Annotated in this window: 18 protein-coding genes; 8 read left to right on the top strand and 10 right to left on the bottom strand. The window is 43.3% G+C overall.

Annotated features, from left to right (window positions below; genetic code table 11):
• Positions 1 to 533: 533 nt before the first annotated feature.
• From A8140_RS24560 to A8140_RS24550, 3 genes are all read right to left on the bottom strand, one after another.
• A complete protein-coding gene (locus tag A8140_RS24560) occupies positions 534 to 800 on the bottom strand; it encodes a hypothetical protein (RefSeq protein WP_005429553.1) in 267 nt (88 codons plus the stop codon).
• Between the two features lie 281 nt (positions 801 to 1,081).
• Positions 1,082 to 4,240: an efflux RND transporter permease subunit gene (locus tag A8140_RS24555; RefSeq protein ID WP_005531811.1), complete on the bottom strand. Its 3,159-nt coding sequence runs from the start codon at positions 4,238 to 4,240 to the stop codon at positions 1,082 to 1,084.
• Positions 4,241 to 4,253: 13 nt separating this feature from the next.
• Positions 4,254 to 5,411 (bottom strand): efflux RND transporter periplasmic adaptor subunit, encoded by a 1,158-nt coding sequence (locus A8140_RS24550; protein ID WP_005531809.1) that lies wholly within the window; start codon positions 5,409 to 5,411, stop codon positions 4,254 to 4,256.
• Positions 5,412 to 5,996: 585 nt separating this feature from the next.
• On the opposite strand from A8140_RS24550, the gene A8140_RS24545 reads away from it, so the two are divergent.
• Positions 5,997 to 6,584 (top strand): class I SAM-dependent methyltransferase, encoded by a 588-nt coding sequence (locus A8140_RS24545; protein ID WP_005531808.1) that lies wholly within the window; start codon positions 5,997 to 5,999, stop codon positions 6,582 to 6,584.
• Between the two features lie 35 nt (positions 6,585 to 6,619).
• Positions 6,620 to 7,183 carry a GNAT family N-acetyltransferase gene (locus tag A8140_RS24540; RefSeq protein ID WP_005531807.1) on the top strand — a complete coding sequence of 188 codons (564 nt, stop codon included), beginning with the start codon at positions 6,620 to 6,622 and terminating at the stop codon, positions 7,181 to 7,183.
• A 53-nt stretch (positions 7,184 to 7,236) separates the two neighbouring features.
• Here A8140_RS24540 and A8140_RS24535 read toward each other — a convergent pair whose 3' ends face one another.
• Positions 7,237 to 7,710, bottom strand: a complete 474-nt coding sequence (locus A8140_RS24535; RefSeq protein WP_005531806.1) for an ASCH domain-containing protein — start codon at positions 7,708 to 7,710, stop codon at positions 7,237 to 7,239.
• Between the two features lie 180 nt (positions 7,711 to 7,890).
• Here A8140_RS24535 and A8140_RS24530 point away from each other — a divergent pair, with 180 nt between their 5' ends.
• Positions 7,891 to 8,739 (top strand): tetratricopeptide repeat protein, encoded by an 849-nt coding sequence (locus A8140_RS24530; protein WP_005531805.1) that lies wholly within the window; start codon positions 7,891 to 7,893, stop codon positions 8,737 to 8,739.
• Positions 8,740 to 8,779: 40 nt separating this feature from the next.
• Here the strand turns inward: A8140_RS24530 and soxR are convergent, their stop codons facing one another.
• Positions 8,780 to 9,217, bottom strand: a complete 438-nt coding sequence (gene soxR, locus A8140_RS24525) for a redox-sensitive transcriptional activator SoxR (protein WP_005531804.1) — start codon at positions 9,215 to 9,217, stop codon at positions 8,780 to 8,782.
• 93 nt (positions 9,218 to 9,310) lie between these two features.
• On the opposite strand from soxR, the gene A8140_RS24520 reads away from it, so the two are divergent.
• From A8140_RS24520 to dgcA, 4 genes are all read left to right on the top strand, one after another.
• Positions 9,311 to 10,534: an MFS transporter gene (locus tag A8140_RS24520; protein WP_005531802.1), complete on the top strand. Its 1,224-nt coding sequence runs from the start codon at positions 9,311 to 9,313 to the stop codon at positions 10,532 to 10,534.
• 37 nt (positions 10,535 to 10,571) lie between these two features.
• Complete coding sequence (locus A8140_RS24515) at positions 10,572 to 11,456, top strand: LysR family transcriptional regulator (RefSeq protein WP_033000151.1); 885 nt, start codon at positions 10,572 to 10,574, stop codon at positions 11,454 to 11,456.
• Positions 11,457 to 11,575: 119 nt separating this feature from the next.
• The gene (gene dgcN, locus A8140_RS24510; RefSeq protein ID WP_005531797.1) at positions 11,576 to 12,580 is read left to right on the top strand and encodes an N-acetyltransferase DgcN; all 1,005 of its coding nucleotides are present in this window, start codon (positions 11,576 to 11,578) and stop codon (positions 12,578 to 12,580) included.
• A gap of 14 nt (positions 12,581 to 12,594) precedes the next feature.
• On the top strand, positions 12,595 to 13,581 hold the full coding sequence (gene dgcA / locus A8140_RS24505; RefSeq protein ID WP_005531796.1) for an N-acetyl-D-Glu racemase DgcA: 987 nt from the start codon (positions 12,595 to 12,597) through the stop codon (positions 13,579 to 13,581).
• 326 nt (positions 13,582 to 13,907) lie between these two features.
• On the opposite strand, the gene A8140_RS24500 is transcribed toward dgcA, so the two are convergent.
• The 4 genes from A8140_RS24500 to A8140_RS24485 all read right to left on the bottom strand — a co-directional run bounded on the left by A8140_RS24500 (position 13,908) and on the right by A8140_RS24485 (position 18,221).
• On the bottom strand, positions 13,908 to 14,102 hold the full coding sequence (locus tag A8140_RS24500; RefSeq protein ID WP_005531795.1) for a hypothetical protein: 195 nt from the start codon (positions 14,100 to 14,102) through the stop codon (positions 13,908 to 13,910).
• 285 nt (positions 14,103 to 14,387) lie between these two features.
• Positions 14,388 to 15,128 carry a class I SAM-dependent methyltransferase gene (locus A8140_RS24495; RefSeq protein WP_005531794.1) on the bottom strand — a complete coding sequence of 247 codons (741 nt, stop codon included), beginning with the start codon at positions 15,126 to 15,128 and terminating at the stop codon, positions 14,388 to 14,390.
• A gap of 103 nt (positions 15,129 to 15,231) precedes the next feature.
• Positions 15,232 to 15,552 (bottom strand): hypothetical protein, encoded by a 321-nt coding sequence (locus A8140_RS24490; protein ID WP_038863441.1) that lies wholly within the window; start codon positions 15,550 to 15,552, stop codon positions 15,232 to 15,234.
• A gap of 305 nt (positions 15,553 to 15,857) precedes the next feature.
• On the bottom strand, positions 15,858 to 18,221 hold the full coding sequence (locus A8140_RS24485) for an SGNH/GDSL hydrolase family protein (protein ID WP_005531792.1): 2,364 nt from the start codon (positions 18,219 to 18,221) through the stop codon (positions 15,858 to 15,860).
• A gap of 706 nt (positions 18,222 to 18,927) precedes the next feature.
• On the opposite strand from A8140_RS24485, the gene A8140_RS24480 reads away from it, so the two are divergent.
• Positions 18,928 to 20,901, top strand: coding sequence for a S8 family serine peptidase (locus A8140_RS24480; protein WP_005531789.1), 1,974 nt, complete (start codon positions 18,928 to 18,930; stop codon positions 20,899 to 20,901).
• A gap of 287 nt (positions 20,902 to 21,188) precedes the next feature.
• On the opposite strand, the gene A8140_RS24475 is transcribed toward A8140_RS24480, so the two are convergent.
• Complete coding sequence (locus tag A8140_RS24475; RefSeq protein ID WP_038863438.1) at positions 21,189 to 21,722, bottom strand: hypothetical protein; 534 nt, start codon at positions 21,720 to 21,722, stop codon at positions 21,189 to 21,191.
• Between the last annotated feature and the right edge of the window lie 30 nt (positions 21,723 to 21,752).

Below are 21,752 nucleotides of genomic sequence, written 5' to 3'. Positions count from 1 at the left end.
TATGTCGAGTTTTATATAACCAATCCAAATGATCACCGTAGGATTTATGATAAGTTTTATTATCAAAAACGATATTTGGCACACTTATGACACACACCAACAACACATTCACACCCTGAACTAACGATAATGAAATCATTGATTGAAGAATTAACATTTTAACAATCATTACAACAATGTTAACTTTAGCCTCGTTGGTCGCACTGGTGGTAAGCCTTTCACCAAGCCTATTGTCAGTATGATATGGACGTTCGACCATCTCCAAAATGAATAGACACCCAATTTGGTGCCCTTTTTTCGCCCGTGAAGGTATTCTTCGCGGGCTTTTTTCTATCTGCCGTATTTCTCCTACTCAACTCTCAGTTTTGACGCCCCTCCTCAATCAACAGGCATAAAAAAGCCAACCCATAAATAGGTTGGCAAATAGAGCAACAAGGTTGACGCTGACTGCTCACTAACGTCATGCTTGTATCGGATGCACTCTGGTTAGTCACTCGTCCTTGTGACTAACACGGAATCTTTGTCGTCAGAGGTTATGACTTGGTTGCCTCTGTCTTCTGGCATTTGATCTTTACCAGTTGAGCTTGTTGTTCTTTGATGTGTTTAACAATGCGTTCATCGCGTTCATCAATAGCATCCATGTTCATTTGTTGGATGTCCGCAACCGCCTCATGCTTCATTGTTGTAAATTCTTGACGTAAATCCGCACTCCACTCTTCTTTGTCTAGAGTGTTAGCAGCAGCGATTGGTGATGACATTACAGCAATAAGACCTAGAGTAGATAGAAATACGCTTTGCATAATAAGCTCCTTAAGGATTAGCAGTTCATTGGGTTGCATTCTATACATTGCACATAGAGTGCCAACTTTTTAAACCTTTAATATCAACAACTTAAACAAAGGTTTATTTTTCTACCATCTGCTTTATGGCGAATTTCACACACACAGTGTTAAATTAACCAACGATATCCATGAACAACAAACCATTCACCAAACTTATTATGTAGATAGTCCATTTCAGTTCGCTTAAGGCACAAAAAAAGCAGCCCGAAGGCTGCTTTAGATTTTCGCTTTAGGTGAAACTAGCTTTGCGTGCTTTCGTTGCCGACAGTGTTTGATGACTGTGATTTGAACTTACCTATCAAACGACCAAAGAATCGTTTAACAATGCGGAAGATGTTTTTAATATCCTCTAGCATCAGGTACAAACAAGGCACAAGAATCAAGGTAAGGACAGTTGCAAACAGAACGGCAAAACCAAGCGCGACCGCCATCGGGATAACAAAACGCGCCTGCAAGCTGGTTTCAAACATGATAGGAAGTACACCTGCGAAGGTGGTAATAGACGTCAGCGTGATCGCTCGAAAACGAGCACAGCCAGCTTCAACAACCGCCTGTTTAATGCTCATGCCTTTTTCTCGCACTTGGTTAACGTAATCCGTCATCACCAAGGAATCGTTGATAACCACACCCGCTGCTGCAATTAAACCAAATGTCGACATCATGCTGATGTCCATATCCAGCCAGAAGTGTCCCCAAATCGCACCCGTTAAGCTAAACGGAATTACCGACATGACGATCAGCGGTTGGGTGTAGCTCTTAAGCGGCACGGCCAACAAGATGTATACGATGATCATGCCAGCAATAAAGAACATGATTTGCTCGTTACGTTGCGCGGCTTGCTCTTCGATGTCACCACCCAATTCCGTTTTCACACTTGGGAAGGATTGCTTCATGTCCGGTAAGATGTTGTCGTCGATAACTTTCACCACTTCTTGAGGTTCAACCAACTCTTCATCTATAGAGCCATACACATAAACGGTTTGATAACCGCCTTCACGTCGAATACTACTCACACCCGGTTGTTCGTTGATCTTCACCACATCACCAAGCATGACCTTCTTGCCTGCTGGTGTGGTAATCACAGCGTAACGAAGTGATGAGAAAGCTTCACGCGTCAGTTGCGGGTAACGCACCATGACTTTGATTTCTTCGCCATCACGAATAATGCGTTGTGCTTCGCCGCCGTAGAAACTACCGCCCACTTGTTCTGCGATCATAGTCAGATCCAAGCCCAAGTCATAAGCAACCGGGGCAAGTGATAGCAGTACCTCTTTACTACCGGAATCAATAGACGACGAGATATCGTACAAACCTTCCTCTTGCTGCAAGCGACCAATCAAATAGCGACCTGCTTCGTTTAGCTCATTGATATCCGAGCCAAACAGCAAGTAACCAAACTCGTCGCGGTCACCGCCACCTGCACTTTGCTCGCGGATCTTAAAGCTCTTCATGCCCGGAATAACTGGCATTGCCTCACGCCAGCGACGTGCAAGTTCAAAGGTATTGAATGGACGTAATTCTTCATCCACAAGCGGTACAAGAATACGACCTTCAGTACGGCTGCGGTTATAAGAAAGCACATCTCGAATCATCCCCTGACCATGCTCATCAATGATCTGGTTTTCGATTTTCTGCATCACGCCTTCAATGGTTTTTAACGCATTGATGGTTTGCTCGCTCGACACCGTGTCATTCATCTCAATCGTAATCGCCGGATAATCCGTTGGCACTTTCGGGTTTGGAATCACACGAACATAGTTCGAGCTAACTAAAGCTGCACTAATCAGTAACAGACCACAGAAGAAGGCAAACACGGTCCAACGCCAATGGGCACAAACCTTAACAAAGCTGCGGTAAGGACCATTTACAAATCCGAAGAAACGCTTGTTGAAATTATCCCGCCAACCGCCTGCTTTGATTGGCGTAAAGTTGGTGTGGGCTAAGTGAGCCGGCAAGATCAACTTAGATTCTATCAAGCTAAAGATAAGACACAGGATCACCACACCCGCAATGCCGTAGAAGAAGGCACTATCAATCCCACTTGAGAGTAGGAATGGGGCAAATACCGCTATCGTGGTTAACACACCAAAGGTCGCCGGAGTCGCGACACGCTTAACACCCGTCACAACGTTCTCAACACCACCACCCTTCTCTTCGATCTCACTGTAGGCACTTTCCCCGGTTACGATGGCGTCATCGACCACAATACCGAGCACCATGATAAAGGCGAACAGAGACACAATATTCACGGTGATACCCAGCATTGGCATCATCATCACTGCGCCTAAGAAACACACTGGTAACCCCAACATTACCCACATTGCTAAGCGGAAGCGAAGGAATACCGAGAGCATGATGGCAACCAATGCGGCACCTTGAAGAAGGTTCTTCAGCATCATGTCGAGACGACCATTTAAGTAGTAGGTCATATCAACGAGAACTTTCAGTTGAATGTCGTCAGGTAAGGTTTTGTTCTTTGCTTCGATGTAGTTACGAACGGATTCAGCAACTGGGATGATGTTTTGATCACGCGTGGCTTGAACCGCCATGTAGATCGCGTTTTGACCCGAGTATTCGAAGTAACGATCTTCTTCTGTGAAGCCGTCTTTAATCGTTGCGATATCTTGAAGGAGTACCTTCGCACCATTCGCTCCCAGCTTAACTGGGATATTGCGGAACTCATCACCACGGTAGTATTGGTTCTCAATACGTACTGCGATCATGCCTGCATTGGTTTTTACTTCACCAGCAGAATAGTTTGCAGAATAACGACGAATCGCATTACTCACATCGTTCAAAGTCAGGTCGTATTTGCGCAAAACAAGCGGATCGACTTCAATCGCAATCTCTTCTTCTGGTGCATTTATATCCACCAGCATAACGTTTTTCAGTTGCAGTAATTCGTCTTCAACTTGCTTAGCGATAGGTTTGAGCTCTTCTAGTGGCCTATCACCCACCAAGCCCATCTCTATCACCTCTTGTCGCCATTCCACCTGATAAACGTTGATGGGTTCCATCCCTGCTGGCAGGTTAGATAAGGTATCTACCCGCTGCTTTACATCGTCCAATACACGTTTGATGTCGGCATTCACATCCACTTCTATCGATACATGAGCGCTACCTCGAGAAGCACGTGCTACGGTCTTTTTGATCCCAGTAACGTCTTTGATCGACTCTTCGACTTTAACCAAAATACTCTCTTCAATCTCTTGAGGAGAGGCTCCAGGGTATGCCGCGTGAATATTAATGTAGTTTACTTCAACGTTTGGAAACATTTGTCGTTGAATGAACATGAAGCTGACGATACCCATCACGATGATGAACACCATCATTAGGTTCGCAGCGACAGAGTTATTCGCAAAATAGGCAATGATGCCCTTTTGTTGATTCTCTTCCATGATTGACTCCTACTTACTGTACGACGGTTTCGGAGTCGTCATTCTTTTTTGCGACTTGGACAGCCATGCCTTTTTGTGGGTACTCAGGCAACGTCAGTACCAACTTGTCTGATTGCTCAAGACCCTCGCCCACGAGGAGGAATTCCCCCTCAGCACGAAGGACATTTACCGTTCTTGGTTGAAGCTCATTTTCACCATTCACAACCCATACAGTGCGGTTTCTCACCAGCTCTTGAGGAAGACGGTAGATATGCTTAAGTTCCTTACCAGTAAAGCTAACTTCAACATACGAGCCAAACTTAATTGGCGGCTGATTGTTGTCGAGACCATATGGGTCTCTTACTTGGATGACCATGTTGATCATGCGCGTCGCGCTGTCGATCATGCCAAGATCTCGAACAACTTTACCTTCACGAGTCGTCGATAGAATGCCTTGTTGCGTAACCGTTGCACGCAGCTCTTTCAGTGATTCAGGAAGAAACGCACTGTCAAAGCCAGCGATAGGAACGTGGATTTCCGCCACTTCGATATTGTTCAGTGTTGCCACACGAGAACCAGAAGAAACAAACTGACCCACACCGATTTCACGCTCAACGACGAGCGCATCATATGGCGCTACTACTTTGCAATTTTCTAGGTCGCGCTTCGCTCGCTTCAGCGCGGCTTGAGCTGACTTCACTTGAGCCTGAGCACTCAACACATGTGGCTTGCGTAAGTAAAGGTCGGTCACTTGTTTGTCGCTTAACTTTTTCGCTTGGCGTTTTGCGACTTCCGCTTTGGCTTGCTCTTCGATCAACGCAGCACGTGCGCTTGCCAAGCCAGCTTCTGCCTGTAAAACGGCCGCTTCGTAGTTATCACTCTCAATCGTGAATAACACCTCTCCACGCTTAACGATGCCACCTGTCACAAAGTTGGGGTGCCAACTGACTACTTCGCCGCTAACTTGCGCCGCTAAGTGTGTTTTCTCGAAAGGAACCATCTCACCATGGCTGGTGATAACCACTTTGTGATCGGTAGGAAAGAGTGAAGAGGTTTGTACCGTCGGTTCAGTAACGGTGTCTTTGGTTGACTCTTTCTCGGGCGCAGTAGCAGCAATTGCGGCATAACCCGCATAAGAACTGCCCACCACAAAGAAGGGTAAAAGCCAACGTAATACTGGTTTTGCTAACATCAAGATTCCTTTTTTATTTTTGTATTCTCCTGTTTGTCTCCATCAGGCTTGCGCCTCGGGGCTGAGTTAACGAACTGAACATCCGGCAACCTAGCATCCTACTCCCAGCAGACAAACAGTGAGTTTTGCATCTGAAATAGACAACTTTATAAGAGAGCCGCGCTTCCGCTGTGTTTCGCAATTATCAATCGCAAAAGAACTATCCATGGCAAGTTAATAAAATTAACAAAAACTTAACCACCTACGCAAGTTACGACCTCTTACGCTCACTGTTTATACGCAATCGCCATGCCAAACGTTTACCCTTTAAATATCAATAAGTTAAGCTAGAACGGTGGTTTCTCTCAGTGCAGTGTTGGTAATTACCACCAGATATTAGTGATATTGACCATTCTTGAGTAAAAGATAAGTAAAAAAAATGATATTGTCCGCCCGAATCGTATTCCCTCAAAAGCCATACCGACTCATTTAGATTCGATTGCTTGATTAAGAAAACTGCGACTTGGCTACAATCGCTCGCATTACTTACTTTCAACGCTTGATATATAATCGAAAGTTAACGTTATGTATTAAGAGGGAACCTCAATGTCAGTAGCATGGAACGAATACTACCAAAAGGTTGCAAGCCAACCTCACCGACCAAACGTAGAACGTGCCGCCAATCTCCTTATGCTCGACAGCAAAATCGCCATTGATGCAGGATGCGGTACTGGTCGAGATTCAAACTACCTTCTTAATCAAAGCTTTACCGTTTACGCGTTTGACACTCATCAAGATGCGGTGGAAACTTGCTTGACGCGTTTCGAAGGCAATCCTAACTTTTCCATATCGCAATCTTGCTTTAGTGACTTTGATTACCCACCGTGCAGTTTATTTATTGCCAGTGCAAGCTTGTTCTTTTGCCCTAGTGAACGCTTCGAAAGCGTGTGGCAGAGAATTAACGAAACATTACAACCGGGTGGTATATTCTGCGGCGATTTACTGGGGATTCGCGATTCCTGGGTTGGTACAGACATACACTCAAATATCAGTGCGTTTACCAAGGAAGAAGTCGAAGCATTATTTGACGATTACGAAATCATCCACTTTTATGAGAGGGATGAAGAAGGCACCACTGCTGTCGGGAACGCTAAACATTGGCATACGTTCAGCATCACTGCCATCAAACGTTAACTCGTTACTATCAATCCGTTACTAAAAGGAGTGTTATGTACCATTTCCAAGGCGTCACACTAAGAAGAGCCGTTCCGGAAGAAGCCAAAGCGCTCTATAAGCTCATCACTGAGGATGAACGCTGGGCGCAATTTAATGGTCCTTACTTCCCTTATCAAACACCGACATTAGAAGGCTTTCGGAACCACACATTTCAACGCCTACTGAAAGGCAAAGACATGTTGTTGATTGAGTTTGAGGGCAAACCTGTCGGTTCAGTGAGCTGGTATTGGGAATGTGAGAGCACTCGTTGGTTGGAAGCTGGCATCGTCATTTACGATTCGAACTACTGGGATAGAGGGCTGGGCTTTTCCGCACTCGTGCCTTGGATAAGCCACATCTTTGATACCCAAGACATAGAACGAGTGGGCTTAACAACATGGTCAGGTAACCCAAGAATGATGCGTTGTGCAGAAAAGCTTGGCATGCAGCGAGAAGCACGCATTCGCAAAGTACGTTATTACCAAGGCAAGTACTACGACTCAGTAAAATATGGCGTATTAAGAGAAGAGTGGCAAACGCTGATCCAACAGCTCTATAGCCAAGAACAATTGGCGTAAACAATCTTATTAGAAAAAGGCTTAGCATTTCACCAAGCCTTTTTCTATCAGGTTCATTTCAATTGCGGATACACTACTTCAAACCGCTCTAGAAGCAATAATCGCTGCTCATGCCATTCGATACCAAGCTCTTCGCATTCCGCTTTAAAAAATCTGGTGTGCGCTTTTCGCCACCAAGCCATTGTGCGGTCACCTTCCCCTTCTGCGTGAGCAAATTCCTCACTCACGTCTGCATATCGACAAGTACTTACATCAGTGATTCGAATGACGCATACAGGTTCACCATCCCAGTTGGTCACAACTTGTAAGTGTCCAACTTGAGGCATCATTTCTCCCTGTTCGCTATACCAAAGCTCCATGCTGCAAGAGGCGGTTTTCTGACCAATTCTTACCAATTCAGCGCAAGCATTCGCATTATGTTCATCAGCGCAGTAGTAATCTGCACTCACCGATGGGATTGCGTCTTTTTCTTGCTGGGATAATGTTTGAAGATATTGCTCAAGATAAGCTTGTGATTTTGCGTCCATACTGTTTGCCATGCATTTCCAATAAAAAGAAAGGATATCCATTCACCATAACAAGGACAAGCATCAAGCTTATTAGAAAACCTTATAAAACAAGCATTTTTTATCAGCTCTTTGCTAAAACTAGCCTCTATTTGCTATGGTTTCAGGGATTACACCACACACGACGCAAAAGGACGTTCTATGCGCTTATTCATTGGCATCTTCTTCGCTGCTCTCCTCTCTTTTCCAACCCTAGCATCAGAAGAAAAACATTCAGAATCCGACCTTTTAGACCGACCATTAATGGAGCGTTATATCCTTGATGAGCTGAAATCACTTCGTCAGGAGCAACAAGACCTAGAGCGGAGAATGATTGTTGAAATCACTGACCGTGAGTTAACGGTGGCCGATAAGTCACTGAACTATGCCAATGTCACCGTCACGTACTTCTTCTACATCATTGCTGGTGTCGCCTCGCTCATTGCTTTTGTTGGTTGGCAATCCCTGCGCGAGTTCAAGCACAACACCAAAGAAATGGCAGACAAACGCTTAGAAAAAATAGCCCAAGAGTACGAAAAGAAATTTTTAGCATTAGAGCGCGACTTAAAACGCAAGACTCGTATTATCAGTGAGAACAACAAAGAAATAGAAAAGATCAACGAGATCCATAACTTATGGCTTCGCGCACAAAGCTCACAGACACCTGAGCAACGCATCGATATCTACGATGAAATTCTGCTTGTTCGCCCAGGAGATTTGGAAGCATTGACTTACAAAGCTGACGCTGCGATGGAGATCAAGGAGTATCACTGGGCACTGAGCTTGTGTAACAGAGTACTTGAAGTAGATGACACCAACGGTCCAGCCTTGTATCAACGTGCTTGTGCATACTCTCGTTTAGGGATTGAAGAGCAAGCGATTGAGGACTTGGAGCGTGCGATTGATACCAGCCCATCCATTCGCGATCTACTAGCGGAAGAACCCGATCTAGAGCTACTTCATGGCAATGAGCGATTTGAGCGATTGATGTTTTCTATTACAGAACAATAGACGCCAGACTCACTCTTCAAACACATCGATGAAGAAGAACTCAACCTTCTTCATCCAATATTAGATTTGAACCTGCGTGCTCTTTACCCAGAATATCTTCTGGGTTTCTTAATGCACAGTTTTCTAGCGACAAGCAACCGCAACCAATACAACTTCCCAAGTCACTTTGTAATGCTTTGAGTTTTTGAATTTTCTGCTCTAACTGCTCATGCCAATGACTAGCCATGGTTTCCCACTGTTCCTTGTTTGGGGCTTGGTGCTTAGGCAATTCTTCCAGTGCCTGTTTTATCTCTTCTAATGACAACCCAACTTGCTGCGCAGCTTTGATGACCGCCACGCGACGAAGCACGCTGCGATGATAACGACGCTGATTGCCTTGATTTCGCCAGCTCGAAATCAATCCCTTTTGCTCATAAAAGTGTAATGCGGATACCTTAACCCCTGAGCGCTTTGCCACTTCACCTACGCTGATTTCCATTTCTAGCCTCTTTTATCGAACAAAGTGCTTTACCTCAAGTTTACTTGAGGTTTTAAAGTTACATTACGTTAACAAATTAAGCAGATAAAAACTATGAAAAATAAAACAATTCCCTACTTGGCTGGACGCTTCTTTGATGGCATTTCTTCCGGATTATTTATGATGGCGCTGCCATGGGTTATGTTGGCTGAACCAGACATGGGAACCTTCGTCGCATTGGTCGCTCTCTCTTGTACCGCTATTTCCTTCTTGGCGACCCCTTTCTTTTCCACTTTTATCGACCGCCGTTCAAGAAGGCAGCTCCTAGTACTCAATCAATGGCTACAAGCGGGCATGGCATTTATTGTTTTTATCGCTTACTGGCTTGAACTTGGATCACATTGGCTTTTAGCTTTTGCGCAAATGGTTTATTGGGTATCCAGTAATTTCGCATGGACAACCAATAACGCATTCACCCAAGAAAACTACCAACCTCATGAATACGCTAAGATTTCAGGTCAGCAAGAAATCATCATGCAATCAACCACTTTAGGCGCTGGGGCATTGGGTGTCATCTTGCTTGAGATGTGGGGAATGTTGGAGTTCGCGTTATTTGCCGCCTCGGCCTCTTCCATCGCAGCACTTTTCTACATGGTAACGCCTTACGTACAGCAAATCAGAGAAAACCACTCAATTGCATTCATGAATCAATTGAAAGAGAGTAAACAGATCTTTGCCAGAGAACCGACGTTTTACGCCTTTATTCTGCTATCTTGCTTGTCGTATCCGATCTTAACTTATCTTGGAAAACTGGTGCCGATTTGGTTCGCACAACAAGGTATATCCGGCGATTGGTACGCTGGGTTTAACATCAGCTTTGGATTGGGCTCCCTGTTTACTGGGCTTGTTGTCACCAAAATACTGCGTCAGTTTTCTCATACCAACATCATTGTCGTATCGATGAGTTTTTTAGCATTTTCCCTGATTGGTATGAGCTTATCCGCAAGTCCAGTCTCCATCCTGATGTTTACGGCACTATTTGGCACCTTTAACGCGCTCAATCGAATAGCAAGAATCAATTGGATGCACCATTCCGTATCTGTACGCCAAAGAGGACGAGTTGATGGTGGCATCAGTATGTTTGCAACGACAGTACAGTCTTTTAGTTATGTCCTCATTGCGATGCTAAGTCACTATGGCGTAACCCATTTCGGTTTCACACTCGCGGCAGCCACCGTATTGTTAGCAGTCTTCTTTATGTGGCATTTGCAAGGAAAACTAAACCAACAAGGCAACATATATGGGTATAGAGTTAGAAACTGCAATGAAGTAAATTAGAAGCTCTTATAAATCTCAAACAGCGAAGGAAACCGCAGTGAATTTAAGGCAATTGGAAGTCTTTTACGCCATCATGCAAACCGGAACCGTTTCTGGCGCCGCGCGCCTATTGCATGTATCGCAACCTAATGTCACTCGGATACTTGCCCATACAGAGCAACAACTTAGCTTTACCCTGTTTGAGCGTGTCAAAGGTCGCTTAGTGCCAACCCACGAAGCCAAAGCCCTATTGCCAGAAGCCGAGAAAGTCTACCAACAGCTTGGACAATTTCGCTCCCTCACCAATAAGGTGAAGCAAGGTACTCAGCACTTGAGAATCGGAGCGCCGCCTGTCTTAGCTTCCCAACTGCTTGCTCCAACGGTTGCGATACTATCGAACCAACAAGGCATCTCATTTGAACTATTAACCGCAAACCGTGATGAGCTGTGTTCAGGCTTACTTAAGCACGAATTGGATGTAGCGATTGCCTTTGGTGAAGAAGCGCCACCCGCAATTTTGAGTGAGATTTTACTCAAGCAACAACTTGTTCTGATTGCGCCAAAAGAAGCGCTCAATTCGGACGACGACGCAGTATCGTTTGATGATTTGATTAAGCACGCTCTGCCAATCATTGGCTTGGACAGTCGCGACCCACTCGGTTTGTTGCTTCATCAAACACTCTCTGCACGTGATAAACATTATCACCATGCGATCACAGTACGCAGTTACGCCTCTGCCGCCGAGCTAGTCAAGCATCATGCCGGGTTTGCGATTGTCGACCCATGGACAGCAAAACAGTATCAAGATGACGAATCAGTAAGCGTGCGCTCACTTTCTCCAGCGCTGTCATTTTCTATCTCTATCTTGTTTGCAGAACACTCGCCGCAATCCATATCGACCAAGCTTTTTATTGAGTCGTTAAAGCAGCACGTTAATCAGTAAGTTAGCACTCATGCCCACCTATAACTTCAAGTTATAGGCGCACAACAAATAGGCATTCGGCTTCCCTCTTCAAACTGACTACATTGTCTGAAAACGTATGAATAACAGAGGGAACCATCATGCAAATTGCTCAACCTTACCTACTTTTTCTTGGCGACGTCACCGACCCATTAGCGGCAAAAACCGCGCGCGGAATTCACCAATGGCGCCCAGAGATTTGCTTAGGTCAGCTTCGTCTTACGTCAGAAACCGTCTCATTAGGTTTAACCGACATGACGCTGCAACAGGCTCAGCAGCAAGGCGCAAAAACGCTTGTCATCGGTACCGCAAACCCTGGTGGTGTTATCCCTGAATCATGGCAGGCGACGTTACTGGAAGCGGCGGAAATGGGTTTTGAAATTGCCTCGGGTATGCATCAACGTCTTTCTGAATTTGCGCCTTTGAATGACTTACAGCAACGTGGCTTAACCAAGTTGCACGATGTACGCCATTACGATGAACCACTGATAGTGGGCACTGGTAAAGCGCGCTCGGGTAAACGCTTACTAACGGTTGGCACCGACTGCTCCGTTGGCAAAATGTTCTCAGCTCTCGCGATTGAGAAAGCCTTACAGCAATCTGGTTGTAAAGCTGAGTTCAAGGCCACAGGTCAAACGGGCATCTTAGTCGCGGGCAGTGGTATTTCGATTGATGCGGTTGTCGCGGACTTTATCTCTGGTGCGGTGGAAGCCATTAGTCCCGAGTTTACTGACCACGAATGGGACATCATTGAAGGGCAAGGTTCAATGTTCAATCCCTCTTTTGCTGGCGTGAGTTTAGGCTTGCTTCACGGCGCACAAGCAGACGCTTTGGTATTGTGTCACGAGATCGGTCGCCCGCACATTCGCAACCTTCCTCATGCTAAGTTGCCAACAATTGAGCAAACCATAGATGCGAATTTACAAGCTGCAAGTTTAACAAACTCTGACACACGTCTTGTCGGAATCTGCTTGAATACTTCTGCAATCAGTGAAGGTGATGCTGCACAGCTTTGCCAAGACTGGACTGAGAAATACCAAGTACCAGTGACCGATCCTGTGCGTTTTGGCGTAGAGCAAATTGCTCAACACATTATTGCGATTTAAGGATTATAGACGCGATGAAAATTCATGTAGAGCCCGTCACCATTGCGATGGCGACACCTTTCCGTATCTCCCGTGGCAGCAGAACCGAATGCCACGTGGTGCGAGTAACCATAGAGCAGAGTGGCATCAGTGCCCAAGGTGAATGTACGCCTTATCCCCGTTACGGCGAGTCGGTGGAATCGGTGATCAAAGCCATTTCTCAAGCCGCTCATGAACTGCAAGGTTTGTTTGCCAAAGGCGATGCAAACATACTCTCTCTCAGAGAAAAGCTGCAAACCCTTCTCCCTAGTGGTGCGGCACGTAATGCACTCGACTGTGCGATGTGGAACTTACAAGCTAAGCTAGCGGGCAAGCAACACACTCAAGATTTATTTGAACTACCAGCATCCATTGTCACTGCAATGACCGTGTCGATTAACACGCCAGAGGCAATGGCAAACCAGACCCGCAACTACATCGAGCAAGGCGCAAAACTGCTTAAAGTGAAGCTCGATGGCGAACAAGTGATTGAACGTGTTCGCGCAGTTCGTGAAGCGGCAGGCGATGCGATGATCGTGCTGGATGCGAACGAAGCATGGCAAGAACTGGATTTAGACGCCACCTTTGCCGCGCTTGCGCCATTAAATATCGCAATGATTGAGCAGCCTTTACCCTCGAATGAGGATGAAAAGCTAAAAGACATTTCGCACCCAATTCCACTTTGTGCCGATGAAAGTTGCCATACGCGCCAACAATTGCATGAATTGGTAGGCAAATACGAGATGGTCAACATCAAGCTCGACAAGACGGGTGGTCTTACCGAAGCCCTACAGCTTGCAGAAGAAGCGAAACGCCTTGGCTTTACCTTGATGTCTGGTTGCATGCTAGGCACTTCATTGGCGATGCGAGCAGCACTACCTATCGCTGTTCAATCGAAAGTGGTCGATTTAGATGGTCCGGTTTTACTGGGTCAAGATGTTGAGCCTGCTTTGGTATATCGAGAAGGTGAAATCGTCCTGTAAAGGTACAGTGATCACCCCATCACCCATTTCATGACCTAGACTAGAAAACAATCACCGTCAGCATAAAATAAGTCACATAGGTTAAAGGGTTATTACGGCATGCTAATACCGTAGTAACCTCTAATGCGCTTTTTCAGCAAGGTGGTGGTTGTATTTGTAGAGTCATACGAAAAATGACATGGAAGACGAAAAGGCGGTAAACCCGCCCTACTCCAATGCAGTTCGTGCCTGATGTCAGGTCTGCAACAAAGCTAAGACTTAACACATTTAACCTCACCAAAAAAACGCCCTCGAGACTTGAGGGCATTGTTGTATTCAGTTGAGGTCTATTTGTCTAACGACATACCAATCTGCTCCAGTTTGGTTTGGAACTGTTCTACACTGTCGGCTTTATAGGTAGGAGAACCGTTAAAATAGCGAGGCTTCTCTGGCAACATCGCATTCTTTAGTTCTAGTTCCTGATCGACATTGTCATGGTACACCGTCACACGGTTTGGGATATCCTGCTTCATAAATGCCATTTTGGTTCTCCTTCATTAATACGAATTCTAAGCGTAGAAACGAACAAAAAATTCGCAAAGACTCACCATCAAAAAATATGATCTCCTAGACAATATCTTCCAAAAGTAAAGCCAAGATATATCCCCTACTACTACAGTAGAACAATGAGAACGATTATTGTCGCTTCATTTCACGTTCCCTCTTGCCACGCTCATTGTATTTACGACAGCCAGCGCGAGCAATGTTCCGTTACATTAGTATTTTCCCCACGTGCAGGGACACGGTTTCAAAATGTTTATGCTTAGTTATGACGCTCTAGCAAAGACAAAGTATCCGCTTATACCTCGTTCAACTAATCGAGGAATATTGTCATAGATACTTTCAGGCATTGAGACAAATTCTAACTCTGTAAAACCTGCTAGGGTCAATTGCTGCTCAATTTCGGAATGATTATAGCAATTGAATAACATTGAGCATTCTGGGTCATCAGCCCAATCATCAATTGTATATTGTTCTAGACCCTTCGAAGACTGAATCAACTGTAGACACAAAATTCCTCCAGCCTTGAGGAGACCATTCAGATTCAGCAATGACTCGTAAGTAAACTCTCTTGGAATATGAATGAAACACGCGAAGCCATAGATACCATCAAACTTTCTCTGTAGAGATCCAGTGTTCGTGACATCCAAAAGTTGAGCATTTAAGTTTGGATATCGTTGCCGTACAATTTTTATAAACTCAGAAGAGAAGTCGGTAGCTAAAACATCAAAACCTAACTCATGAAACTTTGCTGCATCAGTACCAGGACCGCATCCGATCTCTAATATGGATTGTCCACCCAATCGTTTTATAAATTCATTTCTTGCGAACTGCCTTAGCTGAGGGTCGTCCTCTGTAGCTGATTCACCGGAGTAAACTGGAGCCACTTTCTCCCATGCCATTTTGTTTATCTCATTTTGACCTTTGTTCAATTTAGCCATCTCCCTGGTTTTTATGTCTGAGTAGTAGATTAATTTTCCTACAAAACAAGAGCTTGATTGACGCATAAGTAAAAATCCTCAACAACTAAGTGGTTGAGGATTGTCATACGCATCCAATATGCTTAAAACACCAAGCTTAACAACAGCAAACTTATCGTCAGTTTATTATTTATGCCGCGTTATAATCTAGCTCAGACCCACAAGACAACGCCATTGAGGCTGCCGCTTGACTGGCAGAATGGCCCAGCTCTTCGAATAATGAGTAGTAGACATCACTGGTCCACGGTACTTGTTTTACTGAGCTTATATGACGGTAGATTTTTTCTTTAATCTTACTTCTCCCTAAAATTTCATCGCTTGCGACAAAGTCACTCATCTCTTTAAACATGCAGTGCTGCCACAGACGAATCGGAGAATAGTCATCCGCTGCATTAGTGTTAAAAGAGGCGGCCGAAAAAAGGATAAAAAAACTCAAAGTTTTCATTTTCATATTTAATTATCACCAGTAGGTTCACGTAATTTTGTCTAGTTGAACTTTTATTCTCAGACAATAAGCATTCGTATATCCTTGTAGCACGGCAGTAGTTGGTGTTAAAAATATAATTTTAATTCAATAACTTAAAAGTCAATTAAAGCCTAAAGTCATATGATATAGACCACATTAGCTAGCCCTGTTCGACATGTAATATTATCATTCGTTCAAGTATGGTCTGAATATTGCCGCGTTGGACGCCCCCTCTTCTAGAATGCTTTCCTGACAACTTCGGGGGATGCTCATACTCTCAAGGAGAGCTTTTACTCGCATCCTTTTCCTGCGATACAAATAGTATAATCGTCATTAAAACAACGCCCATCTGTCGTTCCCCACGTCCCGTGACTCACAGCTAATACCTTACAAACACCATGCTTTTCTATTTGCTCAGTCCTAACGGAAAAGTCAGTATAGGGCGATTTGAGATTAAATTTTAACTGGGAGTAACTCCCGAGTGGGATCACCAGTTGTGAACCATCGGCAGGGAATAAACGCAGATATTCAAGGTTTTTACGACTGCGTGAGTAACCTTGAGCATTAAAAACTGTAAATACTGAGCAATTACCATCGGGACAGCTGGGGTTTGCTGAGTGATTAACGACGCGAAAAGTCTTCGGTGTAAAACCATCAGAGTAGACATACTTGTCGTTACCGTTCCGAAAATGGCACGTTTCTCCATCTGCGCAACCAGCGAAATCTGGTACTTTATGGGTACTATCTGCAAAATCGAGCAGATTCACGAACGCAATATGCCCATCCTGCGTTGTTTGTGGTCTAAAGCCCTCCGTATGGAATATGTTTCTCATCATTTCCGATGAGGCATAATTCTCTGGTACTGTAAGAAGTTGAAAAATAAAATGTGATGCGAGAATAAAGTGCGTCTTGGTCGATGGGTGAACAGCGCCACCTACCACAGCTTTATTTACAAGACTCGGACGATATGGAATCAGAGAGTCACGGGCAAAACTTTCCATTGGCCCTGCAGTTATCGAGCCCACGCCTACTGTGCCAGCTGTTTCATTATCACCACGTAAGTTGAAGAGCCCTAAAAAGTTGCTGCTGTCATTTATATTGCGCAAAATACCATTGTTTTCACTTGGCTGATTTAGCATGGTTTTGGCTTGTCCCCACATCTGGGCTGATAATCCATGGTGATAGTTTCCCCCGTATAAACCATCAGAGAAGCCATAATGCGTTTTTTCTCTTTGGATATTTTTGAGCCAAGCGTGAGTAGGTATGTATACAAATTCGATGTGGGGGTAGTCACTTCTGAGTTGTTCGTACGCGATTACTAGCCGTTGGTTGAAAAGTTCAATCTGCGCACGAAATTGCCCTAGGGGTGTTGGAGTTACACCATCGCGCATTGAATGGTATAACTGAGGTGCGATACTAATATCGGGAAGCTCAAAAAGAGCAATACTGATTCGCTCTTGCTCTTCATCGGTGAGCTTTGCAATTAAGTTTTGACGAATATTAGTTATCAAAGATTGCGCAACTAATGGATAATTACGCTCAATTTCTCCTCCCGCCATTGCCATAAAGTCGTTTCCTCCCATTAGGAAAGTCGTCATTACTTTACGCTCAACCTTTGCTCTGGCCAAACGACGTTTTAACTGAGGCATGGCGACGCTCAGTTCATCCTCCAAGCTTGGCGACATAGGAAACCCAGAAGGCATGAATACGATATCAGTGTTCAATTTTTCGATATGCGTTGCCGCACTTAAATTAGCATCAAACCGACGTGATACCCTCATGCCACCAAAAGCATAATTGTGGCTAGGAATACCAGTAAACATAGTGACATAGTCGGGCCACATTAGGCCATCAGCCCAACGACCGTTGTAAAACACACCTTTAGGCAAATCCCCGCCACTAATACTGAATGCGTTGTGAGTATCAGTCAAACTATCACCAAAGAAGAAGATATCACTGTAAGGTGTCTGGTTCTTAGGTAGCTCCGAAACTTGTATCAGATAAGTCGGCTGATAATGTGTACTTGTATAATTGTTTAATAATTGTTTTGTTTGTTGAGAAAGGTCTGACTGACATTTATTGAGAGCAGAATCTGAGTGGTAAGCACACCAAGTATAAACATGACCATTGTCGATAAGGGTCCCCTGCATTGACCCAGCGCCTGCATGTGAAGCTAAACGATATTCAATATGCTGACTACCTAAACTAAATTTGAGGGGACCAAATTCAGACATAAACTCTTGGTAGGCTCGTGCTGGCAGCGATAGGCAGGAATAAAGGTCTAGCGCTGTGAAATTTGGCCAGGTTATAGCTTTCCCAAGTCCCGAAGTATTTAGGTTAAAATCTAATGCTGATGAGGACTTCATAGTCCAATTATGCCTAGACCCATCTGTGGAGACCGCATTGGGATATAACTTACTTTGAGTACACAGGTCAGGAAATATAAAGCTTATACTCCCACCAGTAGATAATTTTTCACTTGGATTTAATGAATGGTGAGAGATATCAGATTCAACACTTACACTGGATATGTTTAACACCCTGCTAGTATTATTGACAATCACCATATTTATGGATGGAATTGAATCAGATGCGTATAATTTAAATGCTGGTATGAAAGCACAAAAAATAACCAGAAAAGTGCGGAAATTCATATATTTTCCTGAAAATAGACTAAGTAAATTAACATCTATTATTTATAATAATAATTTATATGCAAGCGTATTTTATTTTTTTATGGCTTGAATTATATTTAACATATAAGATGCATCCGAATGACCTAGTCAAGTACTTCTTCAAAGTCCACGGTAATTAAAACAATTCACTAAAAATAAAAAAAACATACCAAACTCATCATTGATAATGTATCTCTCAATAATTGATTCACTATTTTAAGTTGAGAAAAATGAAAACTCTCACCGTAAAAGGAGCTAAAAGCAGAGTCTCTATACGTAAGTCTTTGGTGAATGTTCTGATTGAAAAAATTGTAACTCCAAAAATTATTCTACCATTCTTTCGCCTTATGATTGAAAGGGCAAAGCAATAATCCTTATGTATAATGCCAATATAGTCCGTGTCAGTCTCGCCGTTGTTAATACGTCTTTTTCAATAACATCGCAATAAATTTGCTCTCAATAGAGTATTAACCCTAAACGAAGAAGGCTCACACTATAACGTAAGTTATCATTATAGAGCCTCCCATTGATAAGAAATGATCGTCTAACTAAAAAATCTCCACTAATGCTCTGAAAATAATGACTTTTAACAAAACCCTGTCAAACAGAAAACAAAGATTAGAAGAGAAATAGGCAGACTCTCAAGTATCATTTAGCACCAAAAACTAAGGATAAAAGGAATTCAATGATAAAGCACAAGTTATTGCTCGCAGCTATCTTTGCAACGGGATTTATTGCCCCTATCCAAGCTGAAACTAAACAGCATAATTCTTTGGCCTCACGATCATGGGTTGTGACTGGATTTGTATTTAAAAATGGTACCGATGAAAATGATATTCGACGTGTTGAGTCTCAGTTAACCCTAAATGCCAAAGATTTAAATGGACTCAAAGGTTTAAAAGAGTATACAGACCACGCTCTCTTATATACGCGTTACCAAGCATCCGGCTACACATTTTTAGTTGGGCCTTTTCCCTCTGATTCGTCATATATTGATGACTTCCGAAAAAAAAATTCAAGCTTAAGTCTAGTACAAGCTTTACAAATGGGAGAAGAAGAGCTGGATATAAATGTAGAATCAATATTGTTATCACGTTCAAAAACGCAACCCGGCTACGCATATATCAACAGTTTTTGGGAGCATGGAATCACTGGAAGTGGGTATTTGTCAGCCGTACTTGATAGTGGTACTGATGTTGACCATCCCGCATTTTCACAAAAAAAGATCATTGTCATGGGGAGTGACACAGATGACGAAGAGCGTTACAACTGGCTGATGAGAAGAGAGTGGCTCAAGACTGAGGGTAGCCGACATCTTAGAAGCACTCATGGCACTGCGGTTGCAGGAGCAATGGCGGGGAATCCCTCTACTAGCACTGATGTCCACAGTCCTCAAGATGGTATCGCGAAAGATGCCAACATCATCAGTGGGTACGCAGGCTCAGCATCGGATACGCTCTATCCAGAGGGTAATAGTGAGTTTGCTCAATTACTCAGAGAACTATATGCGGCTAACCTGACCATGTCTAGTCTATCAAACTTGAAAAATTACAATGTTGTAACCCTAAATTACAGTTATGGTAATGGGCGAATACCAGCTCCAAAAGGGAGAAAAACGACAAATCAATGGCAAACATGGTCGTTTTGGGCAAGATACTTTGATGCTGTGAGCTACCAAAATGATTTTCTACTTTCAAAATCTGCTGGTAATGATGGCTCAAAATATCCAAATGGCGATACAGCTGATAAACCTCAGCCTTACTCACTATCTATACCCGGAGATAACTACAATGGCTTGACGGTAGCAAACGTAGACACAACAATATCGAGTGGCCCATCTGAGAAAACCGCAGACAGATCACAGCATACGATACGCTCAACAAGTAGTCGTGGACCAACTACAGATGGTCGACGTAAACCCGACATAGCGGCGCCTGGTCACGACACTAGAACGGCAGCTCCAGATCCCGAAAAATATAGTTATGAAGGTCCTTTCAAGGACAGATTCCAAGCAGATAAATACAAGGAATATGATCCCACCACGATTACTCGTCTTGCCACTGGTACCAGCCTTGCTTCGCCACACGTTGCTGGTGCAGCGGTACTTGTAAGGGAAGCTTTAGAGAAGACAAAAAATCCTCAATATAAAAAGTACTCACCTTTAGTGAAGGCAGTACTGATCAATAGTTCTGATAACAATTCTAAAAATATCTTAGAAGAAGATCTGCCTAAGTATTGTGATTCTAATGGTCATTGGTGCCCATCTCGAGGGTGGGGTTATATGGATATGACCCAAGCATACAGTGAATATAAATATGCCAAGCAATTTGAATTACGATTTGAACATAAAACAAAATCATACCGAATAGTACACATGGGGAATAATTTTAAAGCTACTCTGGTCTGGGAACACAAAAATTTTGATGATGCCAGTAAGTTGCTCTCCGTCGAAATGACTTTGTACAACGATGACACTAAACAAGAAATACAGTCAGATCAGAGTCAAGGTATTCACAATGTACTACAAGTACAAACACAGATTCAGCAAAACTTATGTATGCAGATTGAAGCTAAAACGAATCAAAAGGTGACCTTTAGCAACAACTATATGTCATTGGCATCGAATACAATGTTGATTCCTGTATCTTCATGCATTTAGCCTGCAGACGATACAGTAGCTGAACAATATTAAATGCCGATGAAAAGCCTCGGCATTTTTTATTTACTAAATCATCTTTAATCCATTTTCCCCACTTAAAAAAGTTGAGTATTAAAGATACTATCCACACTAACACGGACTCTCATAAACAATGTGATTATCAGGGAAGAGTCGAGATACAGCAACAGCAGAATCCTAGCTTATTTTTGAATAATTCAAAAAGTTGGATAATTAAAAAGGCGTCATAGCAGCGCCTTTATTTTTTAGCTTGTTAACAAAGTAGATACTTACTTCGTTCTTGACCCCATATTTTTGTCTTCTTCCGGCCCTTCAAGTAAAGTGGACAACTCATCAATATACTCTAACTTCCCGGATTGGTCGAAGTAGTAAAAGGCATAAAGCTTCAACTTAGACCGGCTACCATCGAGTTTCGTTACTTCAACCGTATGTATTTCAGATATTGTTCCATCCGAACTAACATTAACATCTTCAAACACAATTTCCATTCTAGTAAGCTGCTCACTTAACACTAATGAATGCTTGATAAATTCATTATAACTGTTTTTCTCCCCGCCAAATTTCTGAGCAAAACCTTCTGATAGCATATATTTCAGGTTTGACTTATCATGAGCAATGAATGCTTTAAAAAGTTCTTCTAGATATTGATTATTTTCTGGATTTGATTGATCTTCAAATTCCACAGTTAAAACTGGTGACATATCTTGCTTTATTTCAGAATTTGCGCTTACATAGCCGCTGGAAAATAAGATCGACATTAAAAAAGCTGAGACCAATTTTTTATTTAATAATTTAACTTTCATTTTTAAATTCTCCTTGAGTACGAGAGTAAA

This window comes from Vibrio campbellii CAIM 519 = NBRC 15631 = ATCC 25920 (assembly GCF_002163755.1).
GTDB lineage: Bacteria > Pseudomonadota > Gammaproteobacteria > Enterobacterales > Vibrionaceae > Vibrio > Vibrio campbellii.
This window is presented reverse-complemented; position numbering and strand designations above follow the sequence as displayed.